Here is a 21,852-nt window from a genome sequence, read left to right as displayed (position 1 = left end):
GATCTGAGTGAGCTTGTGCATGCAAGCTCGCGAATTTGATGGGGATTTTGTCGTGCTGGCTAGCCTGTTTAACAAGAAAAATAAGGCGCTTCTGGGCGTGGACATAAGCTCAACGTCAGTCAAAGTGCTCGAGCTCAGCCGTCAAGGCGATCGCTATCAGGTGGAAGCCTATGCGACAGAGCCTCTCCCGCTCAATGCGGTTGTAGAGCAGAGTATTAGCAATGACGAAGCGGTAGGTGAAGCAATTCGTAAAGCAATTGCTCGTTCGCGCACGAGTGCAAAAGCAGCAGCCATTGCGGTTGCTGGCTCAGCGGTTATTACTAAAACCGTTCATATGAGTGCGACTCTTAAAGACGATGAGATGGATTTTCAGATTCGCGCAGAAGCGGATCAGTATATTCCATACCCTCTCGAAGAGGTCGCGCTTGATTGGGAAATTCAAGGCCCATCAGAAGGATTAGCCGATATGGTTGATGTCCTTTTGGCTGCTTGTCGCTCTGAAACCGTTGATCGTCGTAAAGACGCAGTCGAATATGCCGGTATTTCGGTAGAGCGCGTCGACGTTGAAGCATTTTGCACAGAGCGTGCCTTTGCTCTCTTGGGGGCGCAGGTTGTTGGTGAAGATGTGGAGACCGTCGCAGTTCTTGATATTGGCGCGACCATGACCACGCTTAGTGTTCTTCATGAAGGGAAATCAATTTACACTCGCGAACAGTTGTTCGGGGGGAAGCAATTGACGGAAGACATCAAAAGACGTTACGGCTTGTCGGATGAAGAAGCGCAGCGTGCAAAAATAGAAGGCGGTGTTCCTGATGATTATGAATCTGAAGTCTTAGATCCATTTCGCCAGTCGGTTGTGCAGCAAGTGAGTCGTTCATTGCAATTTTTCTATTCATCAAGTCAATTTAATGATGTCGACTGTATTGTTTTAGCAGGTGGTACGTCAGCGATTGCTGGATTGGCAGATAGAGTTCAAGAAACTCTGGGTATCCCTACCGTGGTGGCAAATCCTTTCGTTAGCATGACGCTGTCGCAAAAGGTAAATGCGAATTTGTTAAATAGTGATGCACCTTCTCTAATGATTGCGGCAGGATTGGCATTAAGGAGTTTTGATTAATGACTAAAATCAACCTCCTTCCTTGGCGTGAAGAGCGCCGCGAAGAGCGTCAAAAACAATTTTACATGGTTCTAGCGCTAGTTGTTGCTGCTGCTATCGGTGTTGGGTTTTTGATTAGCAATTATTATTCTGATCAAATTTCTAGCCAGCGTTTACGTAATGACTTTCTAACTAAAGAGATTCGAGTACTCGACGCAAAAATCGATGAGATTAAGGCGCTACGCGATACCCGCAAACAATTGATCGAACGTATGGAGTTGATTCAGGCTCTGCAGGGTAATCGACCAATTATTGTACGTATTTTTGATGAGCTAGCGCGCTCTGTTCCTGATGATCTCTATTTTACCGCTGTGTCTGTTAAAGGGACCGTTGTAACCGTCAAAGGTATTGCTAAGTCGAACAACCGTGTTTCGTCGCTAATGCGCAACTTTGATCAATCCCCATGGTTTGCTAATCCGTCGTTATTGAAGGTCCAAGCTAAAGGTGAAGGCGTTAACGAATTTGAGATAGTTATGACCCGGGTTGAGCCTAAGTCAGCAGAGGAGCAAGACTGATATGGCTGATGGTACAGAAAATAAAAGCTTCATGGCGAAGCTAAACGAAATCCAATTAGATGATATTAATAATATTGATTGGAATAATACTGGCTCTTGGCCGCTACTAGGAAAAGTAGCACTCAGCGTTGTTCTATTTGTCGCTGTCTGCGCCGGTATGTATTTTCTAATGGTGCAGGAAGATACGCTTGCGCTAGATAGAGAGCAAAAAAAGGAACTAGCTCTAAAGAAAGACTTTGAGTCGAAAGCATTCCGCGTTGCTAATTTGGCCGAATATAAGGCGCAAATGGCGGAGATGGAATTCAGTTTTGGGTCACTATTGAAGCAATTACCGCGCGATACAGAAGTACCGGGCTTGATTGATGATATTAGCGCTGCCGCTTTAAATGCAGGATTGCAGTTGAATGCAATCGATCCGCAAAAAATGCAGAAAACGGAATTCTATAACGAGTTGCCAATCGATATTGAAGTGGTGGGTGACTACCACGAGATGGGTGCATTTGTTTCTGGAGTTGCTTCGTTGCCACGTATTGTGACTTTGCATGACTTTAGTGTTGAGCGTAAGAACAATAGCAGCGATTTAAGCATGAAGATTCTTGCTAAAACGTATCAGTACGGCGGAGACGAAAAAGGTGAGTAGCATGCGTACAATTTTAACGGCACTTTGTGTTGCTTCTGTGGCGTTGCTGTCGGGTTGTAACTCATCGGTTGATAACAGCGATTTACAGAGCTTTGTCGACGGTGTTATGGCAAAGCCACGAGGCCGTGTAGAGCCGATCCCTGTTTTTAAGCCCTACGAATTTTTTAATTACAGTGCTGCTGGCATGCGCTCACCGTTTCAATTGCCAATGATGCCGGATGCTCAAGTTATTGTTTCTGGTCAGGGTTCGGTAAAACCAGATTTGAATAGACCAAAGCAGTTTTTAGAGCAGTTTGCCATCGGCACATTGTCTATGGTCGGAACCTTGCAAAAACCAGATGGTGAATTGTGGGCACTGGTTCGGGATGCGGATGGTGGTGTTGTTCGTGTAAAAGAAGGATATTACATGGGACAAAATCACGGTCGTGTAACTTCGATTAGTGAATATGGAATTAACGTGGTTGAAATTGTGCCTAATGGTCTTGGCGGCTGGTTAGAACGCCCAAGAACGTTAGCCCTTGAAGGATTGGCTGGAGAATAACTATGAAAATAATTAAGGGCTTACGTCAGGCTGTATTCGCGGTGCCGGCAATGTTATTGCTGATGTCTGCTGATGCCTTGGCTGTCACACTGAAAGACATAAAATTTTCAACCATGGCGGGTGATATTACCGAGATCGCGTTGGAGTTTGATGGGGCGCCGCCAGAAGTTAGTGGTTACACCATTGAGAAGCCTGCACGTATCGCAATTGACTTACCAGGTGTGCAGAGTGCTCTACAAACCAAGCGTCATGAAATTGGTAACGGTAATGCGCGCAGTGCGACCATTGTGGCGACTAAAGATCGTGCGCGTCTCGTCGTGAATTTAACTCAGTTGGCGGCTTACACAACAACAGCCAACGGTAATACCTTACTTGTTCGAATCGGAGAGCGTTCGGAAGAGAAAGTATTCGCTGGAAACACAGTTACTAGTGCTTCAGGCGCTTCAGTTAGTCCTGCTAGCGATATGAAAGTCGTTAACGTTGATTTCCGTCGTGGAGAGCTAGGTGAGGGTCAAATTCAGATCATGCTGAACGATGCGCGAGCGTCTGCCAACATACGTCGTGAAGGTTCAAAAATTATTGCAGATTTAAGTGGCGTGCGTTTACCTGACGTATTAAGCCGTCGACTTGATGTCACTGATTTTGCCACGCCCGTTAAATATGTTGATGCGCGTCGTGAAGATGGCGTAACGCGTATTGTGATTGAGCCGACTTCGGATAACTTTGAGTATTTGGCCTATCAAACCGATAAATTGTTATCGATCAACGTATCTGAGCCACCAAAAGATCAAAAAGAAGCACAGAAGAAGCAATTTCCATTTACCGGTGAAAAGCTATCTCTTAACTTCCAAAATATCGAAGTTCGCGCTGTGTTGCAGTTGATTGCGGACTTCACTGGTTTGAACTTAGTTGCCTCAGATTCAGTGCAGGGGGCGATTACGCTGCGTTTGCAGAATGTGCCTTGGGATCAAGCATTGGATTTAGTGCTAAAAACCAAAGGTTTAGGGCAGCGTCAAATGGGCTCTGTGCTCTTGATTGCACCAGCGGCTGAAATTGCTGCGCGTGAAAAAGTGGAGCTCGAAGCGGTTCGTCAAGTTGAAGAGCTGGCACCGTTAGTCACGGAATACATGCAGCTCAAGTATGCCAAAGCATCTGTACTGGCTACATTGTTGACGTCGGAGCAAGGTTTGTTGTCAGAGCGCGGTACTGCGGTAGTTGATGAGCGTACTAATACATTGCTAATGAAAGACACTTCTGCAAACTTAGAAAAAGTACGCGAAGCTATCATTATGCTGGACGTTCCTGTTCGCCAAGTGCTGATTGAAGCTCGCATTGTGGTAGCAAACACCAGTGTTGGTAAAGAACTCGGCGTGAAATGGGGTGGGGCTTCGTTTAAAGACAATGGCAGCAATTGGACTACTGCTGGTGGCAGTCAGCAGACCTTAACGGAAGGCTCGCAGATCTTGTTTGACCGCGCGACCACTGGCAGTTCTACACAAAATATCGATTTGACCAACGCCAACGTAGTGGATTTCGGTGCTACAAACGCAGCAGCGTCAACGTTCGCGATTGGATATCAAACAGCAGACTTCTTGTTGGATCTAGAGTTGTCGGCGATTGAAACCGAAGGTCGTGCTGAAATTGTATCTCAGCCGCGTGTGATTACGGCGGATGGTCAGACTGCCTCTATTGAGTCAGGTACAGAAATTCCATACCAGCAAGCTAGCTCAAGTGGCGCGACTAACGTGGCCTTTAAGTCAGCTGTTTTACGCTTGGAAGTGACTCCGCAAATTACTCCTGATGATCGAATTATCATGGATTTGCTCATTAATCAGGACTCTGTTGGCGAGCAAACCTCAGCTGGTCCTAGTATCAATACCAATGCGGTTGAGACTCAAGTGTTAGTTGAGAATGGCGAAACAGTAGTACTTGGTGGTATCTTCCGTTCTGAAGATGTGACCACCATCCGTAAAACACCGTTTTTTGGCGATTTACCTCTGATTGGTGCGTTGTTCCGCTATAAGAGTAAGACGGATACTAAGAGTGAGCTGCTTGTGTTCATTACCCCTCGTTTGGTGAAGGATACGCTCAGCACTCGTTAATGTTATGACGCGAATGCAATCGATATACTTAGTCGGGCCGATGGGTGCTGGAAAAAGCACCATCGGCCGTCTTCTTTCTGCTGAACTCAAACTTGAGTTTTACGACTCAGATAAAGTAATAGAACAGCGGTGTGGAGCTAATATCCCCTGGATTTTTGATATGGAGGGGGAGGCCGGCTTTCGCGAGCGTGAAGAGCAATCTATTGACGATCTCACGCAAATGTCAGGCATCGTTTTAGCCACTGGTGGTGGTGTGATCATGCGTGAATCTAACCGAAATCATTTGAGTGCACGAGGCATAGTCGTGTACTTATGCACTTCAGTAGAGCAGCAGCTCGTGCGTACGGCGCGGGATAAAAATCGCCCCTTGCTGCAAGCGGATAATCCCGAAAAAATATTGCGCGATTTATTCGCTGTTAGAGATCCGTTATACCGGTCTATCGCAGATATTATTATCGAAACTGATCAACACAATCCTCGTTGGGTCGTGCAAGAGCTGAAAAAGCGCATCAAAGACTTATAGAAAAGGCATCAATTATGAAAACCTTAACGGTTGAGCTAGGTGATCGTAGTTATCCAATTTTTATTGGTGAGGGTCTACTAAGCAATTCTGAGCTCTACACTCCTTATATCCATGGTCGCCAAGTTTTAATTGTTACCAATGAGACCGTTGCGCCTTTGTACTTATCCGCGGTTAAAGAAGCCTTAGTTGGATATCAGGTTGATGAGGTTATTTTACCGGATGGTGAAGCCTATAAAGATTTAACAACGTTAAATTTTATTTATGATGCATTGCTTGAAAAGCAGCACAATCGCACAACAACTTTGATTGCTCTTGGTGGCGGTGTTATTGGCGATATGACAGGTTTTGCTGCTGCGTCTTATCAGCGTGGCGTGAATTTCATTCAAGTTCCTACCACTCTATTATCTCAAGTTGATTCGTCTGTTGGGGGGAAAACAGCAGTTAACCATCCTCTTGGGAAGAATATGATTGGCGCCTTTCATCAGCCTCAATGTGTGATCGCCGATGTATCAACGTTAGCTACACTGCCCAAGCGTGAGCTATCAGCCGGTATGGCTGAGGTAATTAAGTACGGTCTGATTTGTGATGCTGAGTTTTATGGTTGGCTTGGCGAACATATGACGGGGTTGATGTCCGGTGATGTTGAGTTGCTGAGTTATGCGATCCAGCGTTCATGTCAGGATAAAGCTGAGGTTGTAGCGCAAGATGAAACAGAAGGTGGAATTCGAGCCATTTTAAATCTTGGCCATACTTTTGGTCATGCGATCGAGTCTCATCAAGGCTATGGCAATTGGTTACATGGTGAAGCGGTAGGCACCGGTATGCTAATGGCCGTAGATTTAGGTTGGCGTATGGGGGCCGTGCAGAAGTCTGAAATGCTTGCGCTGCGAGATATGCTGCTAGCGGCCAGTTTGCCTGTCGTTGGTCCTCGCGATATGGGCCCTGATGACTATGTCATTCGTATGCAAGTGGATAAAAAGGTTTTGGATGGCCGTATTCGCCTTGTGTTGCTGAAACGAATTGGCGAGGCTTATGTCACATCTGATGTACCGAAAGAATTATTACTGCAGACGTTACAAGCTGGTGAACAACTGGGTTGCGTTTGAATACCGAGAGGGCTGGCATGGAAACCGATTTTGATTTTGGATTGGACTCCGGCATGAACTTGAAAGCTGATGTGCCGAAGGCGTCTTCTGTGAAGGTTACTCGCTTGCTGCCGAGTCAGGCCCGTCATCTAGAGCTGCTGTCGCATTTAGCTTCGTACAGTGAATTACTCGTTGTTGTATCAGGGCCAGAGGGCTCCGGTAAGTCTGTAATTGCTCAAGGCTTGGCTGCGCAACGAGAAGACCCTGAAGAGACTCTGTTTCTCACGGCCAGTATTATGCTGGGTATGCCGTCGATACTAGCTGCAATCGCAGGGGTTTGGGATATGCCCAACCTCACTGATGACGGCTCTTCAGCGCGCGAAGCCATTCGCAATGAAGCACTTGAACGCTATAAAAAGGGCAACGGTTTACTGATTATTATTGATCAAGCCGAGCAGTTAGACAGTGAAACTTTAAATGATATCGCGCACTTTGCTTTACTAGCTCCTCAGGCGATTTCAATCGCCTTGTTTGGTTGTTCTGGGTTTGAAAGTGTTTTCCGCAGCTCTCCTGCTCAAGCTCCTATCCATACATTGCTGCTGGAGCCATTAAGTTTTGAAGAGGCGGACTTGTTGCTAACCGACGCACTGGGCGTTGATGGCCAGACTCCTTTTAGTGATGATGAGCTTACTGCTATTTATCGACAATCGGCCGGGTGGCCGCGTGCTTTGATTCAAGCGGCTGAAAATCACTTGTTGAGCCCTGTCCGTGCAGTGCAACGCTCTTCAACTGGTTTTCCTGTTCGTAATATTCTTGGCTTGGCTGCGATCGCTACCGTGGTCATTATGTTAGGTATGTACCAGCTGGGTCGAGATGAAGTCGAACAGACTTCGGTCGAATCCTTGGCGTCTAGTGCCTCGACTGAGAAGGTGCCTGAAGTTGCCGCGGTATTTCCTGAAGAGACGCAACTGGATATAGCCCCTCCTCCAGCTTCTGGAAAGTCGGACTTTAATTATCCCAGTGAGGTAGCGTCCCTGCCAACCGATCCAGTGCCTCAAACGCCAGTTGTCGCGAATGCTAGCCCTGTAGTGCCTACGGTTAAGCCAATCGAAAAAGTCGAGTCTGTCGCTGAACCGGTAAAAACGATAGCGAAACCGGTCGCTGCGCCTAAAGAATTGGCAACTCCGGCTTACACTGCGGACGAATCGGCATTGCTGGCGGCTAAAGGCGGGTATATCGTACAACTACTGGGTTCATATCAAGCATCTGGGGCTGATGGCTTTAAAGCCGACTGGCAAGTCAAAGTAACCGGTAACTTGTACCGTTATAAAACTTCACACAAGGGGCGTGATTGGTTTGTGGTCGTGGCGGGCGTGTATTCCAGCCGCGGCGAAGCAACCGCGGCAGTTAATCTGTTGCCGCCAGCGTTGCGTAAGCAATCACCGTGGATTCGCCCTGTTAGCGCTGTACAGGACGTTCTGCGCTAAAGGGAATTCGCCTGACTTTTCTAGCGGTGCCGGTCTGGCACCAGACATTTTGACGCACACATTTGTGGCAAACGCTTCAGATGTGTAGAATGAGCGTCCTTTTGTCTCGATGCTGCTTAAAATTTGAGCATTTGGCTGATGTAAGCCCTTGATTTTCAAACGTTTTTATTGATGAGAGCTGTTCTATGAGAACTGGTCTGTATACTCCAGGCGACTTTAAGGACAACTGTGGTTTTGGCCTTTTAGCGCACCTAGAAGGTCAACCAAGCCACGAGCTGTTAAAGACAGCAATCGAATCCTTGACCTGCATGACACATCGCGGCGGTATTGCTGCGGATGGTAAAACTGGTGATGGCTGTGGTCTGTTAATTCAGAAACCAGACTCATTCCTTCGCGCCGTGAGCGCAGAAGCAGGTATTCAACTACCGGAGCAATACGCTGTTGGTATGTTGTTTATGGACCTAGACGACACCATTTGCGCAACTCAAAAAGCGGCAGTGGAACAAGCTATCCGTGATCAGGATCTTAGCGTACTGGGTTGGCGTACTGTGCCAACTAGTAATGACTGCTTAGGGCCGATGGCGTTAGATTGTTTGCCACGTTTTGAGCAGATATTTGTTGCACCTAAAGAGACTTTAGAAGCTTCTGCATTGGCAGTTAAGTTGTTCTACGCGCGTCGCTATGCCGAGAAAGCGTTAGATAACCATCCAGACTTCTACATTGCGAGTCTTTCTGATCGCGTGTTGTCTTATAAAGGTCTGACCATGCCGGTCGATCTGCCGAATTTCTTCCTTGATTTGGGCGATGAACGTATGGAAACCGCTATTTGCGTATTCCATCAGCGTTTCTCTACCAATACGATGCCGCGCTGGCCTTTAGCTCAGCCGTTCCGTATGTTGGCTCACAATGGTGAAATCAATACTATTCGCGGTAACCGTAACTGGGCGAACGCTCGTACCAGTAAGTTTGTTAGTGATTTACTACCAAACCTTGAAGACTTGACGCCGATTGTAAATACGACCGGCTCTGACTCGTCTTCAATGGATAACATGCTGGAATTGTTAGCCACGGGTGGTATGAACTTGTTCCGCGCTATTCGTATGATGATTCCGCCTGCATGGCAGAACGTTGAGACGATGGATCCAGATCTACGTGCATTTTATGAGTACAACTCAATGCACATGGAGCCTTGGGATGGTCCGGCTGGTTTAGTTATTACGGATGGTCGCTATGCTGTGTGTGGTCTAGACCGCAACGGGCTGCGTCCGTCACGCTGGGTTATTACTAAAAATAATTTCATCACTGTCGCTTCAGAGGTGGGTGTTCACGGTTATAAGCCAGAAGATGTTGTTGCTAAGGGCCGTGTTGGTCCTGGTGAGATTCTTGCGATTGATACCCTCGAAGGTAAGTTGTTGCATGCCGATGATATCGACAACGCACTGAAGCAAGCTCATCCATATAAGACTTGGTTGAAAGACAATGCAATTCGTATCGAAAGTAAATTGCATCTGGAAAAAGCCGATGGCGTTGAAGCGCTGGTGGGTGACGCGTTAAATACCCATCAAAAACTGCACCTTGTTACCAACGAAGAGCGTGATCAGGTATTACGCCCTATGGCAGAAGACGGCCAAGAGGCAACAGGGTCTATGGGTGACGATACGCCAATGGCTGTATTGTCACAGCGCGTCCGTCACGTTGCTGATTTCTTCCGTCAGCAGTTTGCTCAGGTAACGAACCCGCCAATCGATCCATTACGCGAATCCATCGTAATGTCGTTGGAAACCTGCATTGGTGCTGAGAAAAACGTTTTTGATGAGACTCCAGATCATGCAAATCGTGTGATTTTGACCTCGCCTGTATTATCGCCGCTAAAATTTGCCGGTTTAACCGATACGGGTCATGAAAACTTCCGTCATGTCACGTTGAGCTTGGCATACGACGCTACTTTGTCGTTGCAGCAAGCGATTCTTGACTTGGCAGCTAAAGCAGAACAAGCAATACGTGATGGCATTGTTATTTTGATTTTGAGTGACCGTCATGTCACTGAATCACAATTAATTATCCCAGCGGTAATGGCCACTGGTGCCGTGCATCACCGTTTGGTTCAGCGTGGATTGCGTACCAACGGCAACATCGTTGTTGAGACCGGTGCTTCGCGCGATGCGCACCAGTTTGCGGTGTTGTTAGGGTTTGGTGCTACTGCAGTTTATCCGTGGTTGGCGTATGACATCATTACCGACTTGCACCGTACAGGTGAAGTTTTGGGTGATCCGCTGAAGTCACAGCAGAATTTCCGTAAAGCGATTCGCAAAGGCTTGATGAAAATCATGTCGAAGATGGGTATCTCTACGGTTGCCTCTTATCGTGGCTCACAGTTGTTTGAAGCGATCGGTTTGAGCGATGAAATCGTCGATCTATGCTTCTGCGGTGTTAGCAGCCGTATTGCTGGCGCGACCTTTATCGATTTTGAAGAAGATCTCAACTTGATTCGTAGCGTTGCGTGGAAAACACGCAAGAAGCTGGATCAAGGTGGTTTGCTGAAATACGTTCATGGCGGTGAATACCATGCATACAACCCTGATGTCGTTAAAAACATTCAGGAAGCGGTGCAAACTAACAGTCAAGCAGCGTATGACCGTTTCACTACACTAGTGAATGAGCGTCCAGCGGCCACGATTCGTGACTTGCTGGCGTTGCGCAAAGATATTAAGCCTATTGATATCAGCGAAGTAGAACCAGTTGAGTCTATTTTTCCGCGTTTCGATACCGCCGCGATGTCGTTAGGTGCGTTGTCACCTGAAGCGCATGAAGCTCTAGCAGAAGCGATGAATGAATTGGGTGGTCGCTCTAACTCCGGTGAAGGCGGTGAAGACCCAGCTCGTTATGGCACTTATAAAAACTCGAAAATTAAGCAGATTGCATCTGGCCGTTTCGGCGTTACTCCTGCCTATTTGTCGAGTGCTGAAGTACTACAGATTAAAGTGGCTCAAGGCGCTAAGCCTGGTGAAGGTGGTCAGTTGCCGGGTGGCAAGGTTAACGATTTGATCGCAACCTTACGCTACTCTGTGCCTGGCGTTACTTTGATTTCACCTCCACCACATCACGATATTTACTCAATCGAAGATTTGGCGCAGCTAATTTACGATCTTAAGCAAGTGAATCCAGCTGCTTTGGTATCGGTGAAGTTAGTATCGGAGCCGGGTGTTGGTACTATCGCTGCCGGTGTAGCTAAGGCGTATGCTGACTTGATCACGATTTCTGGTTATGACGGCGGTACTGCGGCGTCACCATTAACATCGATCAAGTATGCAGGCTCTCCTTGGGAGTTAGGCTTAGCTGAAGCTCATCAAGCCCTGCGTGCCAACGACTTGCGCGGCAAAGTACGTGTGCAAACCGATGGCGGCTTAAAGTCAGGTCTTGATGTGATCAAAGCGGCAATTTTGGGTGCAGAGTCTTTTGGCTTCGGTACTATGCCGATGGTTGCTGTAGGTTGTAAGTACTTACGTATTTGCCATCTAAACAACTGTGCAACTGGTGTTGCTACTCAAAACGATGGCTTGCGTAAAGACCATTACATCGGCACTGCTGACATGGTTAAGAACTACTTCCATTTTGTTGGTCAAGAAGTTCGTAGTTGGATGGCGAAGATCGGTGTACGTACGATCGAAGAGCTGGTCGGTCGTACCGACTTGCTTGAAATGATTGAAGGTAGCACGTCGAAGCAGCGTCATCTGGATCTCACGGCAATCCTGAATAACGATTATATTCCGGTCGATAAACCACATACCGTCCAAGTAGATCGCAACCGTCCATACGATGAAGGCCATTTGGCTGAACGTATGGTCGTTGAGCTATTGCCTGCGATTGAAGGCAAAACGGGTGGTGAGTTTAACTTCCGTATCACTAACTGTGATCGCTCAATTGGTGCACGCTTGTCGGGCGAAATAGCTAAACGTCATGGCAACCAAGGCATGGCCGATCATCCGATCCGCATTAAATTGACGGGCGTTGCTGGTCAGTCGTTCGGTGTTTGGAACGCCGGTGGCTTGGAAATGGTACTCGAAGGCGATGCCAACGATTACGTGGGTAAAGGTATGACTGGCGGTAAGCTAGTGATTCACCCACCGAAAGGTTCTGAGTTTAAGAGCGAAGAAACGTCGATTGTGGGTAACACCTGCTTATACGGTGCGACGGGCGGTAAATTACTAGCGGCTGGTGGTGCTGGTGAACGTTTTGCTGTTCGTAACTCTGGCGCGCATGCCGTTGTTGAAAGCGCAGGCGATCACTGCTGCGAATATATGACGGGCGGTATGGTCTGCGTACTGGGTGAAACCGGATATAACTTTGGTGCTGGCATGACAGGCGGTTTCGCTTACGTGTTAGACCTTGATAACAGCTTTGTTGATAAATACAACCATGAGCTAGTGGACATTCATCGTATCTCGAACGAAGAGACCGAAGCGCATCGCAATCATTTGCGCGGTGTGATTCGTGAATTCTCAGAAGAGACGGGCAGTGATTGGGGCCGTGCGATTCTAGATGATTTTGATGGATTCATTGGTCGCTTCTGGTTGGTTAAGCCAAAAGCTGCTGATTTACAACAATTGCTGAATAACACCCGTGCTCGTCCTGAGTAATCAGTACAGGGCGAGAGAGAGAGGTTCGAGATGGGACAACGTCTGAACAATAGTTTCCAGTTTGTGGAAGTGGGTCGCCAAGACCCATCCAAAAAAGCGATCAGCGTTCGTAAGGCGCAGTTCGTTGAGATTTATGAGCCGTTCAAGCAAGAAGAGGTTAGCGACCAAGCGCATCGTTGTTTGGAGTGCGGTAACCCTTATTGCGAATGGAAATGCCCGGTGCATAACTTCATTCCTAACTGGTTGAAGCTGGCAAGCGAAGGCAACATTATGGAAGCCGTGGAGTTGAGTCATGCGACCAACACCTTGCCTGAAGTCTGTGGTCGAGTGTGCCCGCAAGATCGTTTGTGTGAAGGCTCCTGTACGTTGAATGACGGTTTCGGGGCGGTGACAATTGGTAATGTTGAGAAATACATTACTGATACCGCTTTTGCTATGGGCTGGCGTCCAGATATGTCGAAAGTCGTACCAACTGGAAAGCGCGTTGCCATTATTGGTGCCGGCCCAGCAGGTTTGGGTGCCGCTGATGTATTGGCACGTAACGGCGTAACGCCTGTTGTGTTCGATAAATACCCTGAAATCGGTGGTTTGTTAACCTTCGGTATTCCTGAATTTAAGCTCGAGAAGAGCGTAATGGTTAACCGTCGTGAAGTGTTTGAGGGAATGGGAGTAGAGTTCCGCTTAAACACCGAAGTGGGTAAAGACATCGAATTCCAAACCATTATTGACGAGTTTGATGCTGTATTTTTGGGTATGGGTACCTATAACTACATGAAGGGCGGCTTCCCTGGTGAAGATTTACCAGGTGTCCATGACGCGCTGGATTTCTTGATCTCTAACGTTAATCGCAACTTAGGTTTCGAGAAAAACGAAGCCGATTTCGTGAGTGTTAAGGGTCAAAAGGTTGTGGTTCTAGGTGGTGGTGATACCGCGATGGACTGTAACCGTACTTCGATTCGTCAAGGTGCGAAGAACGTTACTTGTGCTTATCGTCGTGATGAAGAAAATATGCCGGGCTCTAAGCGTGAAGTGACCAACGCGCGAGAAGAAGGTGTGAAATTCTTATTCAATCGTCAGCCAGTCGAAATTATCGGTAATGGCAAAGTGGAAGGCGTTAAAGTCGTTACCACTAAAATGGGTGAGCCTGACGAGAATGGTCGTCGTCGCCCTGAGGTTGTTGAAGGTTCAGAAGAAATCCTTCCTGCTGATGTGGTCTTGGTAGCGTTTGGTTTCCGCCCAAGTCCTGCGCCTTGGTTTAAGGATTTTGGCATTGAAGTGAATAGCTGGGAGGGTGTTGTTGCACCTGAAAAGCAAACCTTTAAGTTCCAGACCACCAATTCAAAAGTCTTTGCTGGCGGTGATATGGTGCGCGGGTCTGACCTAGTGGTAACTGCCATTTGGGAAGGTCGTGAAGCGGCGGAAGGTATTCTCGACTACTTAGATGTTTGATTCTAACGTTAGTGAATAGAGTGGCCGTTCTCGGCTTACTTTACCTAAATAAAACGCGACTTCGGTCGCGTTTTCTTTTTTTGAGGTAGTCGTCTAACTCATGCCAGTGGTATGCTCTTAGACCATATTTATAACCAGAAAAAGCATTCAGACGGAGCTGCTCTTATGGCTAGACTTACCCCTTTTGGGATTCTCTTATCCTCCATGCTACTTGTAGCGTGTGGAGGAGGGGGCGGTTCCGTTGTGCCTGCGGCCTCTACCGATACAACCGACACGACAGACACAACCGATGGTGGCTCTACGGAAACAGATACGGGTGTTACTTATTTTCCGTTGCAGTTCTATTTAAATGGAGATGAATATGTAGAAGAGTCTGGCGTGTTCGAAGGCGTATATTTTCTTCCACTTATTCATGGCTATATTATCGCTCCGGTGGATAGCACTAATTTAGAAAAGCTAGATAATCCCAGCGTTGATGATTACTCCATCACTATTAATGACCAAGCCATTGATCCAGTTGAGCAGGGGTTGGTGATGCAGAAAATTATCGACTTACCGGTTGTGCTCAATACCGCGATAGTCATTGATACCAGCGGTAGTACTCAAGCTATCGATAAAGCGGCCCTTATTACAGCCATTAAGGGTTTTATATCGACGGCTCAAGCTAGCAGTGACAGTGTCATAGCAAATCAAAAGTATACTTTATGGGCGTTTGGTTCGTCAGTTGAGGCTCTAGTGCCAACACTAACTGCGGATGCCAGCATATTAAATACCGCCCTAGATAGTCTTCAGGCCAATTGGAGTGGCTCTCGCGGGGATGCTACCGCCTTGTATGAATCAATCGTACGCGCAGTAGGCTATTACAAAGGTGTGGGCCCTGTTGATTTAGGCACCGAAGTTGATTTGAAAACAGATGGAATCGACGATCTTAATGATGGCTATTTTAATGATGGAGCATATTCGCGTATTGATGGTGTTAAGCTGAGTAATGTCGTGTTATTCACCGCAGGTAATAATAGCGTTAATTTATTCAGTGCACAGTCTGCTAAAGAAGCGCTGGAGTGGCAATCGTTAATTACATACGTCGAGCAGGCTGCTACCGAAACGACGGACTCAGCCACGGATACAACCGCTACAGACACCACGGCTGTCGACGGTTCTGAGACGACGTTAGTTGGCAAGCCATTACTGTATGTATCTGTCGGCACTGGTGGCGTTGATGCGTCTGTTGAGGCCTTAGCTTCAAAAGTGATTGATACGGCATCAAACAATACGTTTAACGTGGCCGCTGAACTGATTGCCGCTCAGCAGAGTGCTATTTCAGTGCGAATTCGTCCTGATAATCAGTATCTCGTTCGGTACGAAATATTAGAGCGCGATGGTAAGCATGTTCATGTATTTTCTAGCGAATCAGCAAGTTATAGCTATAAATTAACGACAGAGTTGGATTTGGCTACCAATGATTTGAGCGGTCTTGCTGAAGCTTCGCCAGCGGTAGAAATTACAGGCCCAAGCAATTCTTACCTTGCTGCAGACCAAGTAAGTGTGACGAGTGTGAAATCGCTTTATCCTGCCACGCGCTGGACTGAGATACCTTACAGTACTGGAAACTATAGCTGGACAGTGGGTGGTGTTAGTCGATCTGCTAATACAGATGGCTCCATTTCCATTACGTCGGCTGATGTCGGCAAGACTGTTGTGTTAACGAACACCTCGTTGTCGATAACGGGAACAGTCACAGTGTTAGATTGATCTAACTCATTATCAAACCCGGCCACTGGCCGGGTTTTTTGTTATTATGCTCGGCATATTTTTGATGAACGCCGAGATTTCTATGTCTGAGCTAAAAAATGATCGTTTTCTAAAAGCCTTGTTGCGCGAGCCTGTCGATCGCACGCCGATTTGGATGATGCGTCAAGCGGGTCGCTACTTACCAGAATACAAGGCTACGCGTGCTCAGGCAGGCGATTTCATGTCGTTATGTATGAATCCTGATTTGGCGTGCGAAGTAACGATTCAACCGTTAGAGCGCTTCCCTTTGGATGCTGCGATACTGTTCTCCGACATTCTTACGATTCCCGATGCTATGGGCTTAGGTTTGTATTTTGAAACGGGCGAAGGCCCATGTTTCAAAAAAATCATTCGCACTGAAGCGGACGTGCAAAGTTTAAACGTTGTGAATACTGAATCCGATCTGGATTACGTCTTGAAAGCGGTTAAAACCATTCGTCGCGAGTTGAATGGCCGAGTCCCTTTGATTGGTTTCTCAGGTAGCCCTTGGACCTTAGCCACTTACATGGTGGAGGGGGGTTCGTCTAAAGACTTCCGTCACGTTAAGGCGATGATGTACGACACGCCGGAAGTTATGCATCAGTTGTTAGATGTATTGGCGAAGTCGGTTATCGATTATCTTAATGCCCAAATCAAAGCCGGTGCTCAAGCGGTACAGATTTTTGATACGTGGGGTGGCAGCCTAAGTGATGTTGCGTACCGCGAGTTTTCGTTAAAGTACATGCAGCAAATTGTTGCTGGTTTGATTCGTGAACACGATGGCCGTAAAGTCCCAGTGATTTTGTTCACGAAAGGTGGTGGTCAGTGGTTAGAATTAATGGCGGATACCGGTGCTGATGCGCTAGGCTTAGATTGGACGACGGACATTGGTTCAGCGCGTGGCCGCGTGGGCAATCGCGTGGCATTGCAGGGCAATATGGATCCGTCGGTGTTGTACGCATCACCTGCGACGATTCGTACCGAAGTAAAACGCATTCTGGATAGTTACGGGCAGGGTAGTGGTCACGTCTTTAACTTAGGTCATGGTATTCATCAGTTTGTTGATCCTGACCATGCTAAGGCCTTTGTTGAGGCAGTAGTTGAGTTAAGTCCGGCATATCACGGATAATTAAAAAGCCCTGTTCTGCAGGGCTTTTTTTTACCCTGATAGTTGTCAGGGGTATTCAATACATTTTGCAGGTATTGACCGAAATAACGTAAGGTAAGTGACCAATTACGGAGAAAGATACACGATGAACTTGCTATGGGTTCCATTATTGCCCTTGTTGGGAGCACTGGTGCCATTGTTAACCGGAAGAATGAGTCGCAATGTGTGTGCGTGGTCGACTGCTTTATTACCGGCTTGCGCGCTTATAATTGTTATCAGTCTTATTCCAGAGGTCATGGCTCAACAGTTGCCATCAGTACATTACGATTGGGTTCCCATTTTAGGGGTATCAATATCCTTTTTTATGGATGGCTTAGGGTTACTCTTTTGTTTTTTGATCTTGGGTATCGGTTTACTCGTCATTTTATATGCCCGATACTATTTATCGCCAACAGACAATGTCGGTCGATTTTACTCCAGTCTTATCCTGTTTATGAGCGCAATGCTCGGCGTTGTACTATCAGCTAATTTAATTCAATTGTGGTTTTTCTGGGAACTTACCAGTGTCAGTTCATTTTTATTGATCAGCTTTTGGTCTAATAAAAGTGACGCGCGCAAAGGTGCGCGCATGGCGTTGACCGTTACCGGTGCTGGTGGCTTGGCATTGTTAGCAGGCTTGTTACTCATCGGGCAGGTTGTTGGTACATACGATTTACAAGCGGTGTTGGCTAGTGGAGATACGCTGCGTGACAGTGCACTCTATCCGGCGATTGTCATACTTGTTTTGCTTGGTGCGTTTACTAAATCGGCACAATTCCCGTTTCATTTTTGGTTGCCGCACGCTATGTCGGCACCGACTCCTGTGTCAGCGTATTTGCATTCGGCTACTATGGTGAAAGCAGGTGTTTTCTTGCTGGCGCGTTTTTATCCTGTTCTTTCACATACTGAACTTTGGTTTGGGATCGTGAGTATGGTGGGCTTGGCGACTTTATTGGTTGGCGCATATTCGGCGCTTTTCAAACATGATTTAAAAGGGCTGCTCGCCTATTCCACTATTAGTCACCTTGGCTTAATTACGCTGTTATTCGGTTTAGACACGGATCTTGCTGCCATAGCTGCAGTGTTCCACATTATTAACCACGCTGTTTTCAAAGCGTCGTTGTTTATGGCCGCAGGTATTATTGATCACGAATCCGGCTCGCGTGATATGCGTAGGCTGAATGGCTTGTTCAAATATATGCCTTACACGGCTACCTTAGCTATGGTAGCGGCATCCTCTATGGCTGGGGTTCCTTTGCTTAACGGTTTCTTGTCGAAAGAAATGCTTTTCACTGAGGCATTGCATCAAGAAACATTAGGTTCAATGTCTTGGCTAATTCCAATTTTAGTCGTTGTTGGTGGGGCTTTGGCTGTTGCCTATTCGTTGCGATTTATTCATGACGTCTTCTTTAACGGCGAGCCCATTAATTTACCAAAAACACCACATGAGCCTCCGCGCTATATGCGCGTGCCAGTTGAGATACTGGTAGTGCTATGTTTGCTGGTTGGTATCTTTCCGCAGTTCATTGTTGGTGACTTGTTGTTGTCTGTTGGCCATGCCTTGATGCCAAATGGCGTCCCGTACTTTAGCTTGTCGATCTGGCATGGTTTCAATATCCCCTTACTGATGAGTTTTATTGCCGTTGCGGGTGGCATGGGATTGTATTATCAGCGTCGCCATTTGTTTGCTTTTCAAAGTCAGTTCGCCGAAGTCGATGCGAAACGCGTATTTGAAGACTCCATCCAGTGGCTAGTAACCAAAGCGCAGTTCGTACAATCTTTTATTGATAATGGATCGTTTCAGCGTTACGCCGTGTGGTTGCTCGTTGCTGCATTATTTGCAATGGGGGTTCCTTTGTTGAATATGCCAGAGGCTGCTGGAATCTTACCGCAAACTCAGGTTGACCCTGTTATCGTCATTGGCGCTGGTCTTATAATTATCGGTTCTATTGCTACTACGCTGATGAGTCATCGTCGATTGTTATCGTTAGTGATGATATCCATTGTCGGTTTAGTTGTATCAATTGCATTTGCTTGGTTCTCCGCTCCCGACTTAGCGCTAACCCAACTTTCGGTGGAAGTGGCCACGATTATTCTCTTTTTATTAGCCCTCTATTTTTTACCGCAAAAAATTACTCATTTGCATTTGTCACCTTCGCGAGTGGTGCGGGATTTAGCCATAGCCGTATTAGCGGGCGCATTTGTTGGCACTCTCTGCTACGCCATGTTGACTCACCCAATGACCTCTATCAGCGATTTCTTCGTCGCTAATAGTAAGACTGGTGGTGGCGGTACCAATATTGTTAACGTTATTTTGGTCGACTTCCGTGGATTCGATACGTTTGGTGAAATTACTGTATTAGGTATTGCCGCTCTGGGTATTTATAAATTACTGGCAGGTATTCGTTTATTTATACCCGCGGCGGATAGTGATGGTCGTTCATGGGCGAGTGAGAAAAACCCATTGATGTTGGCCCAAATCTCACAAAGTTTATTACCACTAGCCTTGCTTGTTTCTGCGTATATCTTTTTACGCGGACATAACTTGCCGGGTGGTGGTTTTATTGCGGGATTAATCACAGCGATTGCGCTAATTCAGCAATATATTGCCCATGGTGTTGGTTGGATGCGTGATCGTGGCGATTTGAATTTTCAATGGTTTATTGGTGGTGGACTTCTGATCGCCTGTTTGTCCGGCGTTGGGAGTTGGATTTTTGAACGACCATTTTTAACATCTTGGTTTGATTATTTCTCACTGCCGGGTGTTGGCAAGTTCGAGTTGGCCAGCGCTATGGTGTTTGATTTAGGGGTGTATTTAACTGTGATCGGCGCGACGCTATCAATATTAGCTAATTTGGGTAAGTTAACGACTATCGACCGACCGGTAAGAAGTGCGGTTAAGGGAGGGCATTTATAATGGAGCTTATTTATGCTATTGCGGTTGGTGTTATGGTGACCTGCTCGGTTTTCCTGTTGTTGCGAGGGCACACCTTTACAATTGTATTGGGTCTAACCTTGTTGTCATACGCAGTGAATTTGTTCTTGTTTGCTAGCGGTGGTCTTAGTTTAAATAGCGCGGCCATTTTGAGTGATGGTGGTAAATACGCTGATCCATTGCCGCAAGCTTTGGTGCTCACGGCCATTGTGATTGGTTTTGCGATGACCGCTTTCGCATTGATTCTCGCGATACGAGCTCGTGCCGATCTAGGTAATGATCAGGTGGATGGCAAGGCAATCCCCGGAGACGTGTTAGGCGATAAGTCCGTGTCAGCAGACAAAAGGGCTAATTCATGATGCACCTACCTATACTACCGATACTGTTGCCATTTATTGGCGCGGTTGTGCTGATGTTTCCGTTTTTTAACGAACGCCCTGTTGCTCAGCGTCAAATCACGCTCATAACTTTGCTATTAACGCTCGTCGCGAGTGGTTGGCTGTTGCACGATAGTTTGTTGTTTGGTCCATTACCTTATGCTTTAGGAGATTGGCGCCCACCGTTTGGTATATTGCTGCTAGCGGACCCATTAGCAGCGATGATGCTTGTTCTCACGGCCGTCTTGGCTGTCAGTGTTTCCTTGTATGCGGCTGCCGGGGATGATCAATCGGGCCGTTTCTTTCATCCATTATTCTTATTTCAATTGCTGGGTATTAACGGCGCATTTTTAACGGCTGATGTATTTAATTTATTCGTATTTTTCGAAATATTATTGATCGCTTCCTATTCGTTGTTAATTCATGGCGGTGGTCGTCAGCGCACTCAAGCTGCATTGCATTATGTGCTTTACAATCTTATTGGATCAGCCTTCTTTTTAATCGCGTTAGCGATACTTTATCGGGTGTTTGGAACGTTGAATTTACCGGATATGGCGGCAAAGGTGGGTGACTTACCTTCGGATATATTGCCTTTAGCGCGAGCCGGTGGACTACTATTGCTGGTGGTTTTTGGTATTAAAGCTGCACTATTGCCGATGCATTTTTGGTTGCCCAATACCTATGCTGCAACGTCGGTTCCTGTTGCTGCCTTATTCGCAATTATGACTAAGGTTGGCGTATATAGTATGTGGCGCTTTCATACGGCGGTGTTTGGCGATGATGCCGGTGAGTTGAGTTTACTGGGTATGAATTGGTTGTGGCCAATGGCGATACTCACAATTATTGTTGGATCTTTTGGGGTATTAGCAAGTCGTTCATTGCGCTGGCTTGCAGCTAATATAATCGCTGTTTCAGTTGGTACCTTGCTGCTAACGGTTGCTATGGCGGATGTTAAGGCAACGGCCGCGGGTGTTTATTATACCGTGCACAGTACCTTACTCTCCGCCGCTTTATTTTTGTTAGCCGGATTGATTCAAGCTCAGCGGGGGCAAGCGGGCGACCGTTTTGTTAGAGCTCGGCCTTTATTACAGCCACGGCTGCTCGGTATTCTTTTTGCCGTTATAGCCATGGCCTTAGTAGGCTTGCCGCCGTTTTCAGGATTTATCGGCAAAGTATTTATCATGCAAGCTGCAGCCGAAAGCGGTTATATCTGGCGCGTTTGGCCAGCGATACTGATTTCGGGTTTAGTAACTTTGATTGCATTGTCGCGTGCAGGTACAACCTTATTTTGGCGTACCCAAGGGCTTCCTTCGGAAAATGACAATAAAGTCGCTCATTCTAGTCAGATTGTGGGCGTTTCAATATTGGCATTGAGTGCACCATTGCTTGTTGTGTTCGCTGGCCCCTTGACGGATTGGTCTATGTTGGCGTCTGAGTGGTTACACCAAGGTGTGCAGTTGCGTGATCTCAGTGTAGGGAGTAAGTAAT

General features: G+C 46.9%; 15 protein-coding genes. All 15 read left to right on the top strand.

Annotated features, from left to right (window positions below):
* Positions 1-19 precede the first annotated feature (19 nt).
* The 15 genes from TOL_RS15645 to TOL_RS15575 all read left to right on the top strand — a co-directional run bounded on the left by TOL_RS15645 (position 20) and on the right by TOL_RS15575 (position 21,851).
* Positions 20-1,117, top strand: coding sequence for a pilus assembly protein PilM (locus TOL_RS15645; RefSeq protein WP_015488346.1), 1,098 nt, complete (start codon positions 20-22; stop codon positions 1,115-1,117).
* Entirely contained in the window at positions 1,117-1,671 is a 555-nt protein-coding gene (locus TOL_RS15640; protein ID WP_015488345.1) for a PilN domain-containing protein, read from the top strand. The genes TOL_RS15645 and TOL_RS15640 overlap by 1 nt, the downstream gene beginning before the upstream one ends.
* 1 nt (position 1,672) lies before the next feature.
* Entirely contained in the window at positions 1,673-2,311 is a 639-nt protein-coding gene (locus TOL_RS15635) for a type IV pilus inner membrane component PilO (protein WP_015488344.1), read from the top strand.
* Position 2,312: 1 nt separating this feature from the next.
* Positions 2,313-2,852 (top strand): pilus assembly protein PilP, encoded by a 540-nt coding sequence (locus tag TOL_RS15630; RefSeq protein ID WP_015488343.1) that lies wholly within the window; start codon positions 2,313-2,315, stop codon positions 2,850-2,852.
* 2 nt (positions 2,853-2,854) lie between these two features.
* The gene (locus tag TOL_RS15625) at positions 2,855-4,954 is read left to right on the top strand and encodes a type IV pilus secretin PilQ (protein ID WP_015488342.1); all 2,100 of its coding nucleotides are present in this window, start codon (positions 2,855-2,857) and stop codon (positions 4,952-4,954) included.
* Between the two features lie 4 nt (positions 4,955-4,958).
* Positions 4,959-5,477 carry a shikimate kinase AroK gene (gene aroK, locus TOL_RS15620; RefSeq protein WP_197019469.1) on the top strand — a complete coding sequence of 173 codons (519 nt, stop codon included), beginning with the start codon at positions 4,959-4,961 and terminating at the stop codon, positions 5,475-5,477.
* Between the two features lie 14 nt (positions 5,478-5,491).
* Positions 5,492-6,583, top strand: coding sequence for a 3-dehydroquinate synthase (gene aroB, locus TOL_RS15615; protein ID WP_015488340.1), 1,092 nt, complete (start codon positions 5,492-5,494; stop codon positions 6,581-6,583).
* A 17-nt stretch (positions 6,584-6,600) separates the two neighbouring features.
* Positions 6,601-8,049, top strand: coding sequence for an SPOR domain-containing protein (locus TOL_RS15610; RefSeq protein WP_015488339.1), 1,449 nt, complete (start codon positions 6,601-6,603; stop codon positions 8,047-8,049).
* 185 nt (positions 8,050-8,234) lie between these two features.
* On the top strand, positions 8,235-12,686 hold the full coding sequence (gene gltB, locus TOL_RS15605; RefSeq protein WP_015488338.1) for a glutamate synthase large subunit: 4,452 nt from the start codon (positions 8,235-8,237) through the stop codon (positions 12,684-12,686).
* 30 nt (positions 12,687-12,716) lie between these two features.
* Positions 12,717-14,135 carry an FAD-dependent oxidoreductase gene (locus TOL_RS15600; RefSeq protein ID WP_015488337.1) on the top strand — a complete coding sequence of 473 codons (1,419 nt, stop codon included), beginning with the start codon at positions 12,717-12,719 and terminating at the stop codon, positions 14,133-14,135.
* A gap of 165 nt (positions 14,136-14,300) precedes the next feature.
* A complete protein-coding gene (locus TOL_RS15595) occupies positions 14,301-15,887 on the top strand; it encodes a vWA domain-containing protein (protein ID WP_015488336.1) in 1,587 nt (528 codons plus the stop codon).
* 82 nt (positions 15,888-15,969) lie between these two features.
* The gene (gene hemE / locus TOL_RS15590) at positions 15,970-17,034 is read left to right on the top strand and encodes a uroporphyrinogen decarboxylase (protein WP_025266357.1); all 1,065 of its coding nucleotides are present in this window, start codon (positions 15,970-15,972) and stop codon (positions 17,032-17,034) included.
* Positions 17,035-17,158: 124 nt separating this feature from the next.
* Positions 17,159-19,969, top strand: coding sequence for a monovalent cation/H+ antiporter subunit A (locus tag TOL_RS15585; protein ID WP_015488334.1), 2,811 nt, complete (start codon positions 17,159-17,161; stop codon positions 19,967-19,969).
* Entirely contained in the window at positions 19,969-20,346 is a 378-nt protein-coding gene (locus TOL_RS15580) for a Na+/H+ antiporter subunit C (RefSeq protein WP_015488333.1), read from the top strand. Before TOL_RS15585 ends, TOL_RS15580 begins: the two co-directional genes overlap by 1 nt.
* Entirely contained in the window at positions 20,343-21,851 is a 1,509-nt protein-coding gene (locus TOL_RS15575; protein ID WP_015488332.1) for a monovalent cation/H+ antiporter subunit D, read from the top strand. The genes TOL_RS15580 and TOL_RS15575 overlap by 4 nt, the downstream gene beginning before the upstream one ends.
* Position 21,852: the final 1 nt, after the last annotated feature.

This window comes from Thalassolituus oleivorans MIL-1, from assembly GCF_000355675.1.
Classification (GTDB): domain Bacteria; phylum Pseudomonadota; class Gammaproteobacteria; order Pseudomonadales; family Oceanobacteraceae; genus Thalassolituus; species Thalassolituus oleivorans.
This window is presented reverse-complemented; position numbering and strand designations above follow the sequence as displayed.

Bases quoted from the DNA above. Each gene is read 5' to 3' on its own strand.
- TOL_RS15580 (WP_015488333.1), top strand. From the start codon at position 19,969: ATGGAGCTTATTTATGCTATTGCGGTTGGTGTTATGGTGACCTGCTCG.
- TOL_RS15600 (WP_015488337.1), top strand. From the start codon at position 12,717: ATGGGACAACGTCTGAACAATAGTTTCCAGTTTGTGGAAGTGGGTCGC.
- gltB (WP_015488338.1), top strand. From the start codon at position 8,235: ATGAGAACTGGTCTGTATACTCCAGGCGACTTTAAGGACAACTGTGGT.
- aroB (WP_015488340.1), top strand. From the start codon at position 5,492: ATGAAAACCTTAACGGTTGAGCTAGGTGATCGTAGTTATCCAATTTTT.
- TOL_RS15640 (WP_015488345.1), top strand. From the start codon at position 1,117: ATGACTAAAATCAACCTCCTTCCTTGGCGTGAAGAGCGCCGCGAAGAG.
- TOL_RS15630 (WP_015488343.1), top strand. From the start codon at position 2,313: ATGCGTACAATTTTAACGGCACTTTGTGTTGCTTCTGTGGCGTTGCTG.
- TOL_RS15585 (WP_015488334.1), top strand. From the start codon at position 17,159: ATGAACTTGCTATGGGTTCCATTATTGCCCTTGTTGGGAGCACTGGTG.
- TOL_RS15635 (WP_015488344.1), top strand. From the start codon at position 1,673: ATGGCTGATGGTACAGAAAATAAAAGCTTCATGGCGAAGCTAAACGAA.
- hemE (WP_025266357.1), top strand. From the start codon at position 15,970: ATGTCTGAGCTAAAAAATGATCGTTTTCTAAAAGCCTTGTTGCGCGAG.
- TOL_RS15610 (WP_015488339.1), top strand. From the start codon at position 6,601: ATGGAAACCGATTTTGATTTTGGATTGGACTCCGGCATGAACTTGAAA.
- aroK (WP_197019469.1), top strand. From the start codon at position 4,959: ATGACGCGAATGCAATCGATATACTTAGTCGGGCCGATGGGTGCTGGA.
- TOL_RS15575 (WP_015488332.1), top strand. From the start codon at position 20,343: ATGATGCACCTACCTATACTACCGATACTGTTGCCATTTATTGGCGCG.
- TOL_RS15645 (WP_015488346.1), top strand. From the start codon at position 20: ATGCAAGCTCGCGAATTTGATGGGGATTTTGTCGTGCTGGCTAGCCTG.
- TOL_RS15625 (WP_015488342.1), top strand. From the start codon at position 2,855: ATGAAAATAATTAAGGGCTTACGTCAGGCTGTATTCGCGGTGCCGGCA.
- TOL_RS15595 (WP_015488336.1), top strand. From the start codon at position 14,301: ATGGCTAGACTTACCCCTTTTGGGATTCTCTTATCCTCCATGCTACTT.